An 18,113-nucleotide genomic window follows, 5' to 3' on the forward strand; every position below is an offset into this window, starting at 1 on the left:
TAAATCTATTTTTTTTAGAAGATTAATTTTTTCTTTTATTAGTGATAACATTTTCTTTTTTTAAAAGTGTAAAAATTTTTTATTCTATACGTTATGATTAATTTGACTAGAAGATATGACATCTGATTAATTATATTCTGATAATTAATGGATTTATAGGTTGAGATATTAACAATTTTGATGTATTTTTTATTTATTGAACATATACTATATTTTTATGTGGTTTTTACTGTTTACATAATATTAACAAGAAATTTCGATTTTATTTCTTTAATATAGTAAGTTGGTAACTATTTCTAAATTAGTACTTGAATGAATCAATTTTTTGATTAATTTATTTAAAAAAATGATTTTTTATGCTCTGATTATAAAAATAATGATATTGAAAGGCATATATGAACGTGTGTTTCTTAATATTTTTTATCAGTTGTGCAATGAGTGTAAAGAAACACTAACTGTTCTACATCGTTTTTATTTTCATTTTTTCTAGTTACGATATTTTTATAATGAACATATTCTAATAATTTTACTCTTAACAACTTAATATGAACTAATTTTCAAGAATTTTATTTTTTATATTTTAACAAATAATAGTTTTTTTTTGAAATATATTTTATGACCATTATAAAGTTAAGTGTATTAACAATATGATTTTTGATAATTTATTTTTTAGTTTGTTAATTTTTTTTTAAATCCAGGTGTTAAATCTAAAATATCAATATTATTTATTTCAATTATCGTAATTACATGTTGGATAATAGTAATTAGCATAATTAGTTATGTATTGGATTTTATAGTATATTATTATTAATAACAGTTTTTCAATTTTATTATTATTCAGATTATCAAATGTAGTTTTTTTATTTTAGAATCAATTAAAAAGTCGTTTTCAAGTGAATACAATATAGCATTTTAGAAAACATGTTCATTGTACAATTTTTTTTAAAATTACTTATTTATACATGTTGATTTAAAAGAATATTGTGTTTTAAATGTTACAATTCTCTTATCGCGAAACGTTCGTCTATTTTTTCATTTTTTCATAAAATTATATTTTTCAATGTTAACATGGTTTACCCCATGATATCATTGTTAATAATACATCTTTTCCAATTTTAATTTTGTTTTTAAAAAAAAGATTTTTTTAAAAGTAACACTTATATTTATTTTGATGTTGTTTATGTTTTATTGTTAAAGAAAAAATAAAATAATACCAGTTGTGTAAAAAATTTTCGCGTTTTGCATTTTGGTTAATGCATAACTGTTTTGAAATACAACTATTAAAATAAATAATTCTATAATATACTTATTTTATTTCTTGTTGTGAAAATTACATCTTATTTTTTATAATTTGAATAAATTTTTTAAAACATTTTCATATTTATTAGGATTAGTTAAATTTTTAAATAAAAAACAGAATTTAGATATGTTTTAAGATAAGTAGTTTTTTTTATTGATATTTTTGGTATTAGTGAAATGTTTCTATAAAAAGTAAGTATATTTTCATGTTCTTTGAGATGTTTAAAAAACAGTAATATCATTTTTTGTTTTTGCATTTTTCACTATTATTTAAATTTTTATATCGTTAATTTATAATTATATAAATTATTACATATAATTTAAACATGGTACATTTTTTTTGGATATATCAATTGTATTTTTACTGAATATTTTAAAATAACTTTTTTGATTTAATAAATTTAATCATTTTAGATAGTTAGGATATATTTTTTTATTTGTTCTAGTAAAGGGTATTCAAGCGCTTATATTATTGCAAATACAAACTCTCATTTAATGTTTTTATATTAAGTACAGTTTTTGTAATACAATAGTATTAATTGATATTTAATAATGATTTTATATATTTTGAATTTTATATTGTAATTTTTGTCGTATTTATGATAAATAATTATTGTACATGATTTAATGTGCAATATATTGGTATATATTATTCATATATAAAAATATATTTTATTTTTTAAGGCTACATTCATGTATCGTATTATTGCAACAGATTTAGATGGCACTTTACTTTCTAAAGATCATAAAATAACAGAATACACTAAAAACATTATAAAGTTTTTGTCTAATCATGGTATTTATTTTGTTTTAGCATCAGGTCGGCATTACATAGATGTTATGCGAATTCGAGATATTTTAGAAATAGATGCTTTTATGATCACTTCTAATGGTTCTGAAGTTTATAATTTAGATGGTACTTTAATTTTCAAGAATAATTTATATCCAGATATTGCCAAAAAACTTTGTAAAATAAAATGTTTAGATTGTAATATAATTACGCAATTGTTCAAAAATGATCAATGGTATGTAAATAATACGAACACAGATAATAAATTTTGTCCATCTCTTTCATCTTTAAAATATAATTATTTCAATGTAGATCATTTTGATTATACAAACATTAGTAAAATTTTTTTTACTGGTCATGATTTGCATAAATTAAATAAAATTGAAAAAATTATTTTGAGTAAATGGAATACAAAAGTTAATATTAGTTTTTCTTCATCTGGCTGTTTAGAAGTAGTATCTAAACAATCTTCAAAAGGATATGGTCTGCAATTAATAGCTAAATTGTTAAATATTTCTCTAAAAGATTTTATATCTTTTGGAGATGGTATGAATGATGAAGATATGTTAAAAATTTGCGGAAAAGCATGCATTATGCAAAATGCAGATTTACGATTAAAAATGATGTTGCCCAATCTTGAAGTTATTGGTAGTAATGACGATGGTGTTGCAAAATTTTTAAATAAAACATTAATAGAAAACAATAAAAACATAACACACAATTAAATTTTTTATAATGATTTTAAATTTAATAGTTTTTTGGATTAGTTATTAAATTATTATATATTTCTAATTATATAGTGTAAATGAGCACGTTTTTAATTAATATTTTTAGTTTTATGTATATAAACATAATTTATGTCTAGGTTTTTTTATTTAAGTTGCAATGTTTAGAGAATTTGTAACTGCTATTTTTTATTTAGTAATATTTTGTGTAGAAAAATTACGAGATAAAATTAATTGCGCTGAAGAATTTCGTGTGGTATGTAAAAATGAATTATTTTCTATAGCATGATAATAGTATATGTATCATACTTGCATATTTTAAATATATTTAAAAGTGAAAAAGTTCGTAAAAAAAATTTTTACTAAAATAGAAGTATTTGGTTTATTAATTTTTAGTATTGATATCAGATGTAGAATACTATTTTAGCATGCCATGTTAAATTTTTAATAATATAATAGTGAAAATAATATATTTTTTATTTTTGTTTTAAGTATTTCTGTAGATTATGTTAACAATTTTCTTCATGACAAATATTATAAAATTTTTGTTAAAGAATTATTAAATCACAATTTTTTAATATATTTTATATATGGGTAAAAACGAATTTGGTTTATTTTGGTTGTATTAGGTTAGATATATGATATTAGGATTTTTATATGATTTGGTACATATGATTTTTAAAGATATTTTTTAATAGTGTATTTTTTTATATTAAGAAAAACTATTTACATTTGTATATATTTTTTAAATATAAGAGTTGAAAAGAATATATTTTAAAAATATCAATATTAAATTATTTTAAAATAAATACTAAATGTTGAATAATAGGATGCATAAAAATGACTGTTTTAAATCATATACTCGGATTTCCAAGAATAGGATTAAATCGTGAATTAAAAAAGGCACAAGAAAATTATTGGTCTGGTAACTTGTCCTATCACGATTTTTTATCAATTGGATATCATGTGCGTCAGAAGAATTGGAAAAAACAAAAAGAATGTGGTTTAAATTATATATCTGTTGGAGATTTTGCCTGGTATGATCATGTTTTAAGTACTACTATGATGTTAGGTAACATTCCAGAAAGACATCATAATAGTATTAACAATATTGATTTAGATTGTTTATTTCGCATTGCTAAAGGTTCTTCCCCAGATATTTCTGCTTCAGAGATGACAAAATGGTTTAATACTAATTATCATTATATTGTTCCTGAACTTGTCGAAAATAGAAAATTAGAATTCTCTTGGACACAAATTTTAGATGAAGTTGATGAAGCCTTATCATTGGGATATAAAGTTAAACCTATAATTTTAGGCCCGTTAACATATTTATGGCTTGGTAAAGTAAAAGGTCAATATTTTGATCGTTTAAATATTTTAAAAAATATATTGCCAATATATAAATATGTTTTATATGAATTGTCTAAAAAAGGTATCGATTTTATTCAAATTGATGAACCAATTCTAGCTTTAGATTTGTCAAAAAAATGGAAGTCAGCATTTCTTGACGCATACCAAGAACTAAATGGCATCACCAATTTATTATTAACAACATATTTTGATAGTATTGAACATAATATTGATTTTATTGTTGATTTACCGATTTACGGTCTCCATATTGATTTAGTTTATGGAAACTATAATTTACATCATTTTCATTCTAAAATACCGAAGCATTGGTTTTTATCTTTAGGAATAATCAATGGTCGCAATGTATGGCGTGCTGATCTTGTTAAATGGTTTAGATTAATTTCAGATATTTTAAATTATCGAAAAAAAATACTAATTGGTACTTCATGTTCTTTATTACATTGTCCAATTGATTTAGAAAAAGAAGTAAATTTCAATCAAGAAGTGAAAGAATGGTTTTCTTTTTCCGTTCAAAAATGTACAGAATTATCATTATTATCAAGCGCGTTAAACGATCATAGTGTTGATGCTATTTCCGCATGGAGTCAACCTATTTATAAACGTAATTTTTCAAAAAAAGTACATAAAATCGATGTTCAAAATCGTTTGTCTAATATGTCAGATAGTAGATATGCACGATTAAGTTCTTATGATGTTCGCTTTATAGAACAAAGTAAGAAATTTAATTTACCTATTTTTCCAACAACAACAATTGGATCTTTTCCTCAAACTGATAATATTAGAAAATTAAGGTATAACTTTAAAAATAATATTATAACAAAACAAGAATATTTATTAGGAATTAAACAACATATCAAAAAAGTTATAAAAATACAAGAAGAGTTAGATATAGACGTTTTAGTACATGGTGAAGCAGAACGAAATGATATGGTTGAATATTTTGGTGAACATCTAGATGGTTTTATTTTTACAGAGCATGGATGGGTTCAAAGTTATGGTTCACGTTGTGTTAAACCACCTATTATTGTTGGTGATATTAGTCGCACAAGACCAATTACAATAAAATGGGCTAAATATGCTCAATCGTTAACAAATAAACCAGTAAAGGGTATGTTAACGGGTCCAGTAACTATTTTATTATGGTCTTTTCCCAGAGAAGATATGAATTTAGAAGTTATGGCAAAACAAATTGCATTAGCATTATACGATGAAGTGATGGATTTAGAAAAAGAGAAAATTCAAATTATTCAAATTGATGAACCAGCGTTGCGAGAAGGGTTGCCATTACGTAAAAGTGAATGGAACAGTTATTTATCATGGTCAGTTGACGTATTTCGATTAACGTCTTCAGGTGTGAAAAATAGTACGCAAATTCACACACACATGTGTTATTGCGAATTTGATGATATCATCAATGCGATTGCTTCATTAGATGCAGATGTGATTACTATTGAAACCGCTCGATCAGATATGGAATTATTAGAATCGTTTAAAAAATTTCATTATCCAAATAGTGTTGGACCAGGAGTATATGATATTCATTCTACTAATGTTCCAACTGTTAAGGGAATATGTAAATTATTGAAAAAATCTTTAAAATATATTCCGATAAAGCATATTTGGGTTAATCCTGATTGTGGTTTAAAAACGCGATGTTGGGATGAAGTAATGTCAAGTTTGGAAAATATGGTGCAAGCAGCGAAAGAAATGAGACAACAAATTATATAAAAATTTGATATTAACTTTATTCATATATTTAAAGACATTAATCATAATATATAGATTTTAAATCATTCTTTGAAAATTTGTTAAATTTCTAAAGGATGATTTGATAATTTTTTTAATTTTATAGTAAAGACATTGGTAATATAACACGTCGATTTTGATTCTGACAAACATTAATGTCGAAAATGACGTGTTTTAGTAAAAATCATAGTTATATTTTGTTCATTTGCCGCTTGAATCACTTCATGATCACGTATTGACCCTCCTGTTTGAATAACGCATGTAATCCCAATTTTCGCAGCTTGATCAATATTGTCCCTGAAAGGTAAAAATGCATCAGATGCCATAGTCGCATGCATGATATTATACCCTCTCTCTTTAACCTTAACATTTGCTAATTTAGTTGAGTCAATTCTACTCATTTGACCTGCTCCGATAGCAATAGTTGTTTCATTATAGCCATATACTATTGCATTTGATTTTACAAATTTTGCTATTTTCCAACAAAAAATAGCATCTTGAACCTCTTGTTTTGTTGGTGTACGCTTTGTTACAACGGTCCATTTCTTATGATTGTATTTATTGATATCATTTTCTTGTATTAGCATGCCATCATCAATGCTTTTTATTTCTAATCTCCGACGGTGTTTATGAATTTTTCCTGTAACTAATACGCGTGTATTTTTTTTTTGTTGTAATATTTTTAAAGCATATTCATTTATTTTTGGCGCAATGATTACTTCTACAAATTGTGTTGTTATAATTTTTTGGGCGGTGTGCTCATCTATTTCATAATTAAATGCAAGTACACCACCAAATGCTGATACAGGATCTGCGTTGTATGCATATAAATATGATTCCACAAGTGTTGTGCGTGTTGCAGCGCCACAAGGATTTCCATGTTTTACAATTACACATGAAGGTTTTTTGAATTCTTTAACACACTCCAATGCAGTATTAGCATCCAATATATTGTTGTATGATAATGTTTTTCCATGTACTTGATTTGAAAAACTAATAGTTCCAGTATGCAGTGTATTATTTTTAATATAAAAAGCAGATTTTTGGTGCTGATTTTCTCCGTACACTAAGTCTTGCTTTTTTATAAAAGAAAAATTAATTTTATTTGGAAATAAATTATGTTTTTTTTGCATGCTATAAGATTGATATTGTGAAAAATATTTCGCAATTGTTGATTCATAAGAAGATGTGTATTGAAATGCTTTTCGAGCTAATTGTAATCTTGTATTTATATCTATGGAATTTGTTTTAATTGCATCAATAATTGATTCTATATCGTTAATGTCAACTATCACTATAACATTTTCATAGTTTTTAGCTGCAGCACGAACTAATGTTGGACCACCAATATCAATATTTTTAATCACGTCTCTTATATTATTATTTACGTCAAACAGAGCGTGTTGAAATGGATAAAAATTTACGATAACTATGTCTATCGGGTTTATTTTGTAGAATTGCATAATTTTTTTATCTTTACTGCTGCTTAAAATACCAGCCATAATTTTTGGATGTAAAGTTTTAACGCGTCCGTTCATTATTTCGGGAAATTTAATATAATCTGAAACTGTAGTAACAGGTACATGGTAATTACGTAAAATTTTTGCTGTGCCTTCAGTAGATAGCAAATTAATTTTATTTTCTGTTAGAATTTTTGCGATTTTTATGATATGTGTTTTGTCTGATACGCTAATTAAAGCGTGTTTTACTGGTTTCATGAAAGACATGATGCGTTTTCTTTTTTTAAGTAACAATATATGGTATCGTAAAATATTTTAATTAATAATATAAAAATATTTTTAGATATATTTGTTTTTATTTTACATTTTTAAAAAATTTTTTATTAAAATATATATTTTTGTTTACGGGGCATAAATGCCCCTTTTTAAATAACTTGAAATGTGTTTTAAAGTTGTTTAATTGCATTTTTTAATGTTTTTCCTGATGTAAAACTTGGAAATTTTGTAGCAGGGATTTTAATTTCTTTCCCTGTTTGAGGATTTCTTCCCGTACGTGATGTTCTAAAGTTGACCTTAAAAGTACCAAATCCGACTATTTGTACAGGTTCTCCTTGTTTTAAAGATTCTATAATTTCAGATAATATTGCTTCTAAAGTTGAACGTACTTGTATTTTAGAAAAATTTGATTTTTTAGAAATTACATTAATTAATTGAGTTTTGTTCATTATGTTTCCTTTTTTATTAAAATACTAAAATTGATAATTAGTTTATATATTATTTTTTTTAATTGAATTAAACAAAAAATTAATTTTTTAAAAAATTAATTTTTATATAAATTTTGCTATATATTTTTTGATATAATAAAAAAGAAAATATATTTTGTTGTATCACATGTATTTTATAAAAATTTATGTTATTTTTTAATGCGATATTAATATTTTTAATATTCTACTTTTTTCTCAGTATACAGATTTAAATATATAATTAAAAAATATGAAAATATTGCATATTATGATGTTGTTATTAAAGAAATAATTTTATTTATATTAGTTAATTAAATTCATAATGATATATGACGTATTTTTTATATAAATTATAGTATTTTGATAACAATTATTATAAATTTTTTGTTTTGGCTGCTACTAAACAGCAGCCATTATCCAAAAATTATTTTAAAAAATCTTTTTGATTAATCATTTTTTGATAAAGTAGAATTTAATAGTTCTGCAAGACTGGCTGATGCTTCTTCAGCGCTGATTTGTGAATTATTAGTCGATGGTTTGTTATGTATTTTTTGGCGACGTTGAAAACGTTCTTTATGATATGCGTATCCAGTACCTGCTGGAATTAAACGACCAACAATAACGTTTTCTTTTAATCCCCGTAATTCATCTTTTTTTCCTGCAACGGCAGATTCTGTTAAAACTCTTGTTGTTTCTTGAAAAGACGCAGCAGATATAAAAGATTCAGTTGCTAGTGATGCTTTAGTAATACCTAATAAGTCTCGTTTAAATATTGCTGGTTCTTTATATTGTTTTTTTAATGCACGATTAGCAATTTTAATACGTGAAAATTCTACTTGCTCACCATCTAAAAAGTTAGAATCGCCAGATTTGACAATAGTTGCTTTTCTTAGCATTTGTTTGACAATTACTTCAATATGTTTGTCATTAATTTTTACGCCTTGCAAACGATAGACTTCTTGTACTTCATTTACAATATATTTTGTAACAGCTTGTACACCTCTTAATCTAAGAATATCATGTGGTGATTCTGGTCCATCGGATATAATATCACCACGTTCAACTCGTTCTCCTTCAAAAACATTTAATTGTCGCCATTTTGGAATCATTTCTTCATAAGCGTTACTTCCATCTATTGGAGTAATTACTAACCGTCTTTTCCCTTTTGTTTCTTTTCCGAAAGAAATGATCCCACTTACTTCAGAGAGGATTGCTAGCTCTTTAGGGCGACGTGCTTCGAATAGATCTGCAACGCGTGGTAACCCACCAGTGATATCTTTAGTTCCACCGGATTCTTGCGGTATTCTTGCTAAGGTATCACCAGAACTAATTTGAACACCGTCGTCTAATTGTACAATTGCACGTCCTGGTAAAAAATATTGAGCAGGCATTTCTGTTCCTGGAATTAAAACATCATTGCCATGACGATCAATAATTTTTAAAGTTGGTCTTAGATCTTTTCCAATAGACATTCTTTCTGCAGTATCTAATATAACTATAGAAGATAGTCCGGTTAATTCATCTGCTTGCCGAGTAATGCTTTGGCCATCTATCATATCAATAAAACGTACAAATCCATTAACTTCAGCAATTACTGGCATAGTGTGCGGATCCCATTTTGCAACAGTTTCTCCAGAAATAACAGTTTCATTATTTCCTTTTGCCATAATAGCTCCATAAGGTACTTTATAACTTTCTTTTGTTCTGCCAAAATTATCAACGATTTTTAATTCAACATTTCTTGAAGTAATAACAATTTTTCCTAGTGAATTAGTTACAAACTTTGCATTATTAAGATTTATGATTCCTCCATTTTTGATTTGTACATTAGATTCTGCTGCTGCTCTTGATGCTGCGCCACCTATATGAAAAGTTCTCATAGTTAATTGCGTACCTGGTTCACCGATTGACTGCGCAGCAATTACACCAATTGCTTCACCCGTTTTAACTAAATTTCCTCTAGCTAAGTCTCGACCATAACAATATGAACAAACACCAAAATCAGTATCACAATTTACTACAGATCTTACTTTAATATTATCTATAGAATGTTTGTCTAATAGATCACACCATTTTTCGTTAAGTAATGTATTTCTTGGAACCAATATATCTTTAGTATTAGGAACGATAACATCTGAAGCAGTAACGCGGCCTAAAACACGTTCTCGCAATGGTTCTTTTACATCTCCACCTTCAATCAATGGTGTCATTAAAATACCTTCATGCGTTTGACAATCATTTTGTGTAACTACTAGATCTTGTGCTACATCTACTAAACGCCGTGTTAAATATCCAGAATTAGCAGTTTTTAATGCTGTATCAGCTAATCCTTTTCTAGCACCGTGCGTAGAAATAAAATATTGTAATACATTCAAACCTTCTCTAAAATTGGCTGTAATTGGTGTTTCTATAATTGAACCATCCGGTTTTGCCATCAGACCGCGCATGCCAGCTAACTGACGGATTTGTGCAGCAGACCCTCTAGCGCCTGAATCTGCCATCATAAATATACTGTTAAAGGACATTTGTGTTTGTTTTTGTCCTTGTTTATTTACAACAGATTCTGTAGATAAATTTTTCATCATAGCTTGAGCAACACGTTCATTAGCTGCAGCCCAAATATCAATTACTTTGTTGCATCTTTCACCGGCTGTAACTAGTCCAGATTGAAACTGCTCTTGTATTTCAGATACTTCTATTTCTGCATCATTGATAATGTTTATTTTTTTTTCCGGTATGACCATATCATCAATTCCTACGGATGCACCAGATCTTGCAGCATATGCAAATCCCGTATACATAATTTGATCTGCAAAGCAAACAGTAGGTTTTAAACCAAGTATACGATAGCAGGTATTCAGCATGTTAGAAATATCTTTTTTTCCTAAAGTTTTATTAACTAGTTTGAATGGTAAGCCTTGTGGAACGATCATCCATAAAATTGCACGTCCTACAGTAGTTGTAAAGATCTTTTTTATTTCAGAAAAATTATTGCCTTGTGTTTTTTTAAATTCTGTTATGCGCACTTTTACTATAGAGTGCAATTCAGCAATGCCTAAACGATATATTTTTTCTGCTTCGTTTGGATTGCTTAACAACATACCTTCTCCTTTTCCGTTAATTTTTTTTCGAGTCATGTAATATAAACCTAAAACAACGTCTTGTGAAGGAACAATAATTGGTTCTCCATTAGCTGGCGATAGGATGTTGTTAGTTGACATCATTAATGCTCTTGCTTCTAATTGCGCTTCTAAAGTTAATGGTACATGTACAGCCATTTGATCTCCATCAAAATCTGCGTTATAAGCAGCGCAGACTAAAGGGTGTAATTGAATGGCTTTTCCTTCAATTAATACAGGTTCGAATGCTTGTATACCTAATCTATGTAAAGTAGGAGCGCGATTTAATAACACTGGATGTGATCGTATGACTTCATCCAATATGTCCCAAACTATTGCTTCTTCTCGTTCGACCATTTTTTTTGCAGCTTTAATTGTAGTTGCTAAATTACGTATTTCTAGCTTTCCATATATAAATGGTTTAAAAAGTTCTAATGCCATTTTTTTAGGTAATCCACACTGATTTAATCTTAAATAAGGACCAACAGTAATTACTGATCGACCCGAGTAATCTACGCGTTTTCCGAGGAGATTTTGCCGAAATCTTCCTTGTTTCCCTTTAATCATATCTGCTAATGATTTTAGAGGTCTCTTGTTTGATCCGGTAATCGCTCTACCTCTTCTACCATTATCTAACAAAGCATCAACTGCTTCTTGAAGCATGCGTTTTTCATTCCTAATAATTATGTCTGGAGCTGAGAGATCCAATAAACGTTTCAGACGATTATTTCTGTTAATTACCCGACGATATAAATCATTTAGGTCAGATGTTGCGAATCTACCTCCATCTAATGGAACTAATGGTCTTAGATCTGGTGGTAATATTGGTAAAACGGTAAGAATCATCCATTCTGGTTTGTTATTTGATTGCGCAAATGCTTCTAACAATTTAATTCTTTTGGTTATTTTTTTTCGTTTTGTTTCAGAATTTGTGTCGTTTAGTTCTTGTCGTAGTACATTACATTCTTTTATAAGATTAATATCTTTTAATAAAAGTTGAATTGCTTCTGCGCCCATTGTTGCGTGAAATTCATCGCCAAATTCTTCGGATGCATCTAAATATTGTTCTTCAGTTAATATTTGGTATTTTTCTAAATTAGTCATACCAGTTTCAACAACGACATAGGATTCAAAATAGAGTACGCGTTCAATATCTCTTAATGGCATGTCTAACAACAAACCTATTCGAGAAGGTAAGGATTTTAAAAACCAAATATGAGCTATAGGAGAAGCAAGTTCAATATGTCCCATTCTTTCTCTACGTACTTTGCTTTGTGTGACTTCAACACCACATTTTTCACAAATTACACCACGGTGTTTTAATCTTTTATATTTTCCACATAAACATTCATAATCTTTAACCGGTCCAAAAATACGCGCACAAAACAATCCGTCCCTTTCAGGTTTAAATGTACGATAATTTATTGTTTCCGGTTTTTTTACCTCACCGAATGACCAAGATCTAATCATGTCAGGTGAAGATAATGAAATCTTAATAGTATCAAAATCTTCATTCTTAATTTGATATTTAAGAAATTTTAATAAATCTTTCACGCATTGGCTCCTTATCGGAGTGAAACGTTTTTGATGGTGATCAGATTGATCGCTTGTTTAAATTAATTTTTATTCGTTTTCTAATTCTATATTGATGCCTAATGATCGAATTTCTTTTAAAAGTACATTAAAAGACTCTGGCATTCCAGGTTCCATTTGATGGTTGCCATCTACAATATTTTTATACATTTTAGTTCTTCCGTTAACATCATCAGATTTTACAGTAAGCATTTCTTGCAATGTATATGATGCTCCATATGCTTCTAATGCCCATACTTCCATTTCTCCAAACCGTTGTCCGCCAAATTGTGCTTTTCCACCTAGTGGTTGCTGCGTAATTAGACTATAAGAACCAGTAGATCGTGAATGCATTTTATCATCTACTAAATGATTTAATTTCAGCATATACATATAACCAACTGTAACTGGTCTTTCAAATTTTTCTCCTGTGCGTCCATCAAACAGTGTGATTTGACCAGAAGTAGGTAAATTAGCTAATTTTAAAAATTTTTTAATTTCACTTTCTTGTGCACCATCAAAAACAGGAGTAGCAATTGGAATACCATGTTTCAAGTTTTTAGCCAAACATAATATTTCGTCATCTGAAAAAGTATCTAAATCAATTTTTTGACGTAAATTATTTCCTAAATCAAAAGCTTTTTGGATAAATTTTCGTAAATTAGATATTTTTTCTTGCATTTTAAGCATATGATTAATTTTATCACCGATTCCTTTAGCAGCCATGCCTAAGTGAGTTTCTAATATTTGTCCGATGTTCATACGTGACGGTACGCCTAATGGATTTAAAACGATGTCAACTGGTATTCCATTTTTATCATATGGCATATCTTCAATAGGGTTAATTTTAGAAATTACACCTTTATTACCGTGTCTACCAGCCATTTTATCGCCTGGTTGAATTTGCCGTTTCACGGCTAAATATACTTTAACAATTTTTAACACTCCGGGTGATAAATCATCACCTTGAGTGATTTTACGTCGTTCCATTTCAATTTTTTTTTCAAATATTTTTTTTAGTTCTTGATGTTGTTTGAAAAATTTTTCAATTTCGTTTTTTTTATCTTCTTGTTTTATATTAAAAGTAAACCATTTTTCATGGGGTAATTGATTTAATTGCTCTTCTGTAATATTGCAAGATATAAGAATGTTTTTGATATGTGAAAATAGACTTAACTCAAATATTTTAAATTCTTCAGTAAGATCTTTTTTAGCTTTTTTAAATTGCATATCTTCAATTTCTAACGCTCTTTTATCTTTTTTTACACCATCTCTTGTAAATATTTGTATATCTATAACAGATCCTGATACTCCATTAGGTACACGTAATGATGAATCTTTTACATCTGATGCCTTTTCTCCAAAAATTGCACGTAGTAATTTTTCTTCTGGCGTTAATTGTGTTTCGCCCTTTGGTGTAACCTTACCGACCAATATATCACCTCCTGTGACTTCTGCTCCGATGTAAACAATTCCTGATTCATCTAATTTTGATAATGCAGCTTCTCCAACATTGGGTATATCGGAACTAATTTCTTCTGGTCCTAATTTAGTATCTCGTGATATACAGGACAATTCCTGAATATGAATTGTAGTAAATCTATCATCTTGTACAACTTTTTCTGAAACTAAGATTGAATCTTCAAAGTTATATCCGTTCCATGGCATAAAAGCAACTCTCATGTTTTGTCCTAATGCAAGCTCTCCTAAATCTGTAGATGGTCCGTCAGCTAAAACATCGCCTTTTTGAACATGTTCGTTTAAATGAACACAGGGTTGTTGATTTATACAGGTATTTTGATTTGATCTGGTATATTTTGTCAAATTATAAATTTCTATTCCGGCTTCTTCGATGCGTCTTTCTGATTCATATACTTTAATAACTATACGAGAAGCATCTACATATTGAACAATACCCCCTCTTTTAGCAACTACTGTTACTCCCGAATCCACTGCTACGGCGCGTTCCATACCTGTTCCTACTAAAGGTTTATCAGCTTTTAAAGTTGGAACAGCCTGACGTTGCATATTTGCACCCATCAATGCTCGATTTGCGTCATCATGTTCCAAGAATGGAATTAAAGATGCACCAACGGAGACTATTTGCTGTGTAGAAACATCCATATAATTAACTTGATCGCGATTAAATAAACCAGATTCACCTTTATGTCGACAAGTAACGAAATCATCTGTAAAAAATCCGTTTTTATCTATGTTTGTATTCGCTTGTGCAATAATGTAGTTTCCTTCTTCAATAGCTGATAAATAGTTTATTTCTTTAGTCACTAATCCATTTTTTACTTTTTGATATGGAGTTTCTAAGAAACCATATGAATTTGTTTGAGCATATACTGATAAAGAGTTAATTAAACCTATATTTGGTCCTTCTGGTGTTTCTATAGGGCAAACACGTCCATAATGAGTAGGGTGTACGTCGCGTACTTCGAAACCTGCTCGTTCTCGAGTTAATCCGCCTAATCCTAATGCTGAAATTCGTCTTTTATGTGTAATTTCTGATAATGGGTTATTTTGATCCATAAATTGTGATAATTGACTAGAACCAAAAAATTCTTTAATAGCAGCTGAAATTGGTTTTGCATTAATTATATCTTGAGGCATTAGAGTGTCTAAATCACCAATTGATAATCGTTCTTTAACGGCTCTTTCTACTCGTACTAATCCAATTCTAAATTGATTTTCTGCCATTTCTCCTACCGATCTAATACGTCGGTTACCTAAATGATCAATATCATCTACTTCTCCTTTTCCATTTCGGATGTCGATAATTTTTTTTATAACATCAATAATATCTTCCTTATTTAACGTGTTCGATCCAGTAACGGTTTTGCGCAATAAAGAGCTATTAAATTTCATTCGCCCTACAGATGATAAATCATATCTATCTTCAGAAAAAAATAGATTTTCAAATAAATTTTCTGTTGCTTCTTTAGTTGGAGGTTCACCTGGTCTCATAACCCGATAAATTTCTATTAATGCACTAGTTCGATCATATGAAGAATCTATACGCAGTGTTTCTGATATGTACGGGCCATGATCTAAATCATTAGTAAATAGTGTTTCAATAGTAGAAAAATTTGCTTTTTTAATCTTATCTAGTATTTCTAAAGATAATTCTGTATTCGCTAATGCAATTATTTCATTTGTATTATGATTTAAGTAATCTTTAGCAACAATTCTTCCTAAAATATATTCAGTAGGTACGTCAATTGATGTTATTTTATTTTTTTTAAGATTTTGAATATGTTTAGCAGTTATACGACGACCTTTATCTACATATATTTTTCCATTTTTTTTAATATTAAAAGATGCAGTTTCACCCCGTAGTCTTTCAGGAACTAATTCTAATTGAATTTTATTTTTTTCTATTTTAAAAATATTTTTTAAAAAAAATAAGCTCAGTATTTCTTCTGTATTATAATTCATTGCTCTTAAGATGATACTTACAGGTAGTTTTCTACGTCGATCAATACGAACAAATAAATTGTCTTTTGGATCAAACTCAAAATCTAACCATGATCCTCGATAAGGAATAATTCGAGCGTTATACAACACTTTTCCTGAAGAATGTGTTTTACCTTTGTCGCTATCAAAAAATACGCCAGGACTGCGATGCAATTGAGATACAACCACTCTTTCTGTTCCGTTTATAATAAATGTTCCATTTTCAGTCATTAATGGGATTTCACCCATATATACTTCTTGTTCTTTAATATCTTTAACGGTTTCTTCTAACATATCACGTTCGTAAATTACAAGTCGCAATCTTACTCTTAATGGTGCTGAGTAAGTTGATCCGCGTATTTGACATTCTTTTACGTCAAACATAGTATTTCCCAATCGATAGCTAACATATTGTAGTTCAGAATTTCCGTTATAGCTTCGTATAGGAAATACAGAACAAAATGCGGATTCTAATCCTTGTTGACCCTTTCTATCTGATTGTATGAATTTTTTAAAAGAATCTATTTGAATGGAAAGAAGATATGGTATATCTAAAACTTGTGGGCGTTTTCCAAAATCTTTGCGAATGCGTTTTTTTTCGGTATGAGAGTACACCATAGGTTTCCTAAGTTTTCTAACAGATAAGTTAAAATTAATTTATCTTTTTTTCTGACGGAGAAATGGTTTTTTAGCATATTTTGAAATAACGTATTTGCTTACATTGAAACGGGCTGGTGAGTTAAAAATCACCAGCTATATTAAAAATTAGTTAATTTCAAAGTATAATTTTTTTATTTAATTTCAACCTCGGCACCGACGTTTTCTAATGTCTTTTTGAGCGATTGAGCATCTTCTTTATTTATATTTTCTTTTAGAACTACAGGTGCTGATTCTACCAAGTCTTTAGCATCTTTTAATCCTAATCCTGTCGCACTACGTACAGTTTTAATAACTGATACTTTATTCGGTCCGATTGATTTTAAAAAAACGTTGAATTCAGTTTTTTCTTCTGGAGGATTTATGTCGTTATTGCTGCTGGATTGCATAGAAATATTTGCAGAAACTCCAAATTTTTCTTCCATTAACGAAATGAGATCAACGATGTTCATAACTGACATTTCTGATACAGCTTGCAAAATTTGTTCTTTAGTAATGGACATAAATATAATTCCTAGTCACGATGAAAAGTATTTTATTATTAACATAATTAATTATTTTTTCTGGCTCTCGTTTTTTTTATTTTTAATTAAATGTAAAACATAAACCAGTTTTCCAGTTGATAACATTTTTAATGTTAATATAAGTTTTGTCATTGCTTCTTGATAAGTCGGCATATCTGCAAGTTGATCAATTTCAATGGTTGAAAGTAATTTCCCTTCAAAAACTGCTCCTGTAATTTTAAATTGTTCATTTATTTTTGAAAATTCTCTAAATAATCTTGCTCCGCTACCGGGATGTTGCATAGAATATGCAATAAAAGTAGATCCTTTTATATTTTTTTTTAAACATTCAAATGTTGTTTTTTGAATGGCTAAATTTAATAGATTATTTTGAACAATGCTCATTTTGACATTGTGTTTTCGTCCGTTTTTTCGAAGTTCATTAATTTGATTAACTGAAATACCTTGAGAATCTGCAGTAACAGCTGATAATGCTGTATTTGATATTTTATGAATATTGGCAACAATAATTTTTTTTCTATCAAAATTTAATGCCATTTTATAACATTCTCCTGCTTTTTAGAAAGAAAATATTTTTTATTAAATTTTATTCTATTTTAATTAAAACAATTAGTATCAAGACATGTGTTTTTTAAATTTTAT

General features: G+C 28.2%; 8 protein-coding genes. 2 read left to right on the plus strand and 6 right to left on the minus strand.

Annotated elements, in window-relative coordinates; all coding sequences use genetic code 11:
• The first annotated feature begins 1,992 nt into the window (after nt 1-1,992).
• Both ICW73_02275 and metE read left to right on the plus strand, forming a co-directional pair.
• Nucleotides 1,993-2,814: a Cof-type HAD-IIB family hydrolase gene (locus tag ICW73_02275; GenBank protein QNS01783.1), complete on the plus strand. Its 822-nt coding sequence runs from the start codon at nt 1,993-1,995 to the stop codon at nt 2,812-2,814.
• A gap of 840 nt (nt 2,815-3,654) precedes the next feature.
• Nucleotides 3,655-5,916, plus strand: a complete 2,262-nt coding sequence (gene metE / locus ICW73_02280; protein ID QNS01784.1) for a 5-methyltetrahydropteroyltriglutamate--homocysteine S-methyltransferase — start codon at nt 3,655-3,657, stop codon at nt 5,914-5,916.
• A gap of 170 nt (nt 5,917-6,086) precedes the next feature.
• Here the strand turns inward: metE and purH are convergent, their stop codons facing one another.
• The 6 genes from purH to rplJ all read right to left on the minus strand — a co-directional run bounded on the left by purH (nt 6,087) and on the right by rplJ (nt 18,008).
• Nucleotides 6,087-7,661, minus strand: coding sequence for a bifunctional phosphoribosylaminoimidazolecarboxamide formyltransferase/IMP cyclohydrolase (gene purH / locus ICW73_02285; GenBank protein ID QNS01785.1), 1,575 nt, complete (start codon nt 7,659-7,661; stop codon nt 6,087-6,089).
• 179 nt (nt 7,662-7,840) lie between these two features.
• The gene (locus ICW73_02290) at nt 7,841-8,119 is read right to left on the minus strand and encodes an HU family DNA-binding protein (protein ID QNS01786.1); all 279 of its coding nucleotides are present in this window, start codon (nt 8,117-8,119) and stop codon (nt 7,841-7,843) included.
• A 464-nt stretch (nt 8,120-8,583) separates the two neighbouring features.
• The gene (gene rpoC / locus ICW73_02295) at nt 8,584-12,810 is read right to left on the minus strand and encodes a DNA-directed RNA polymerase subunit beta' (protein QNS01787.1); all 4,227 of its coding nucleotides are present in this window, start codon (nt 12,808-12,810) and stop codon (nt 8,584-8,586) included.
• Between the two features lie 69 nt (nt 12,811-12,879).
• On the minus strand, nt 12,880-16,908 hold the full coding sequence (rpoB, locus tag ICW73_02300) for a DNA-directed RNA polymerase subunit beta (GenBank protein ID QNS01788.1): 4,029 nt from the start codon (nt 16,906-16,908) through the stop codon (nt 12,880-12,882).
• Between the two features lie 173 nt (nt 16,909-17,081).
• Complete coding sequence (gene rplL, locus ICW73_02305; GenBank protein ID QNS01789.1) at nt 17,082-17,450, minus strand: 50S ribosomal protein L7/L12; 369 nt, start codon at nt 17,448-17,450, stop codon at nt 17,082-17,084.
• Between the two features lie 51 nt (nt 17,451-17,501).
• On the minus strand, nt 17,502-18,008 hold the full coding sequence (gene rplJ / locus ICW73_02310; GenBank protein ID QNS01790.1) for a 50S ribosomal protein L10: 507 nt from the start codon (nt 18,006-18,008) through the stop codon (nt 17,502-17,504).
• Nucleotides 18,009-18,113: the final 105 nt, after the last annotated feature.

The sequence above is a fragment of the Buchnera aphidicola (Pentalonia nigronervosa) genome (genome assembly GCA_014622685.1).
GTDB lineage: Bacteria > Pseudomonadota > Gammaproteobacteria > Enterobacterales > Enterobacteriaceae > Buchnera > Buchnera aphidicola_BD.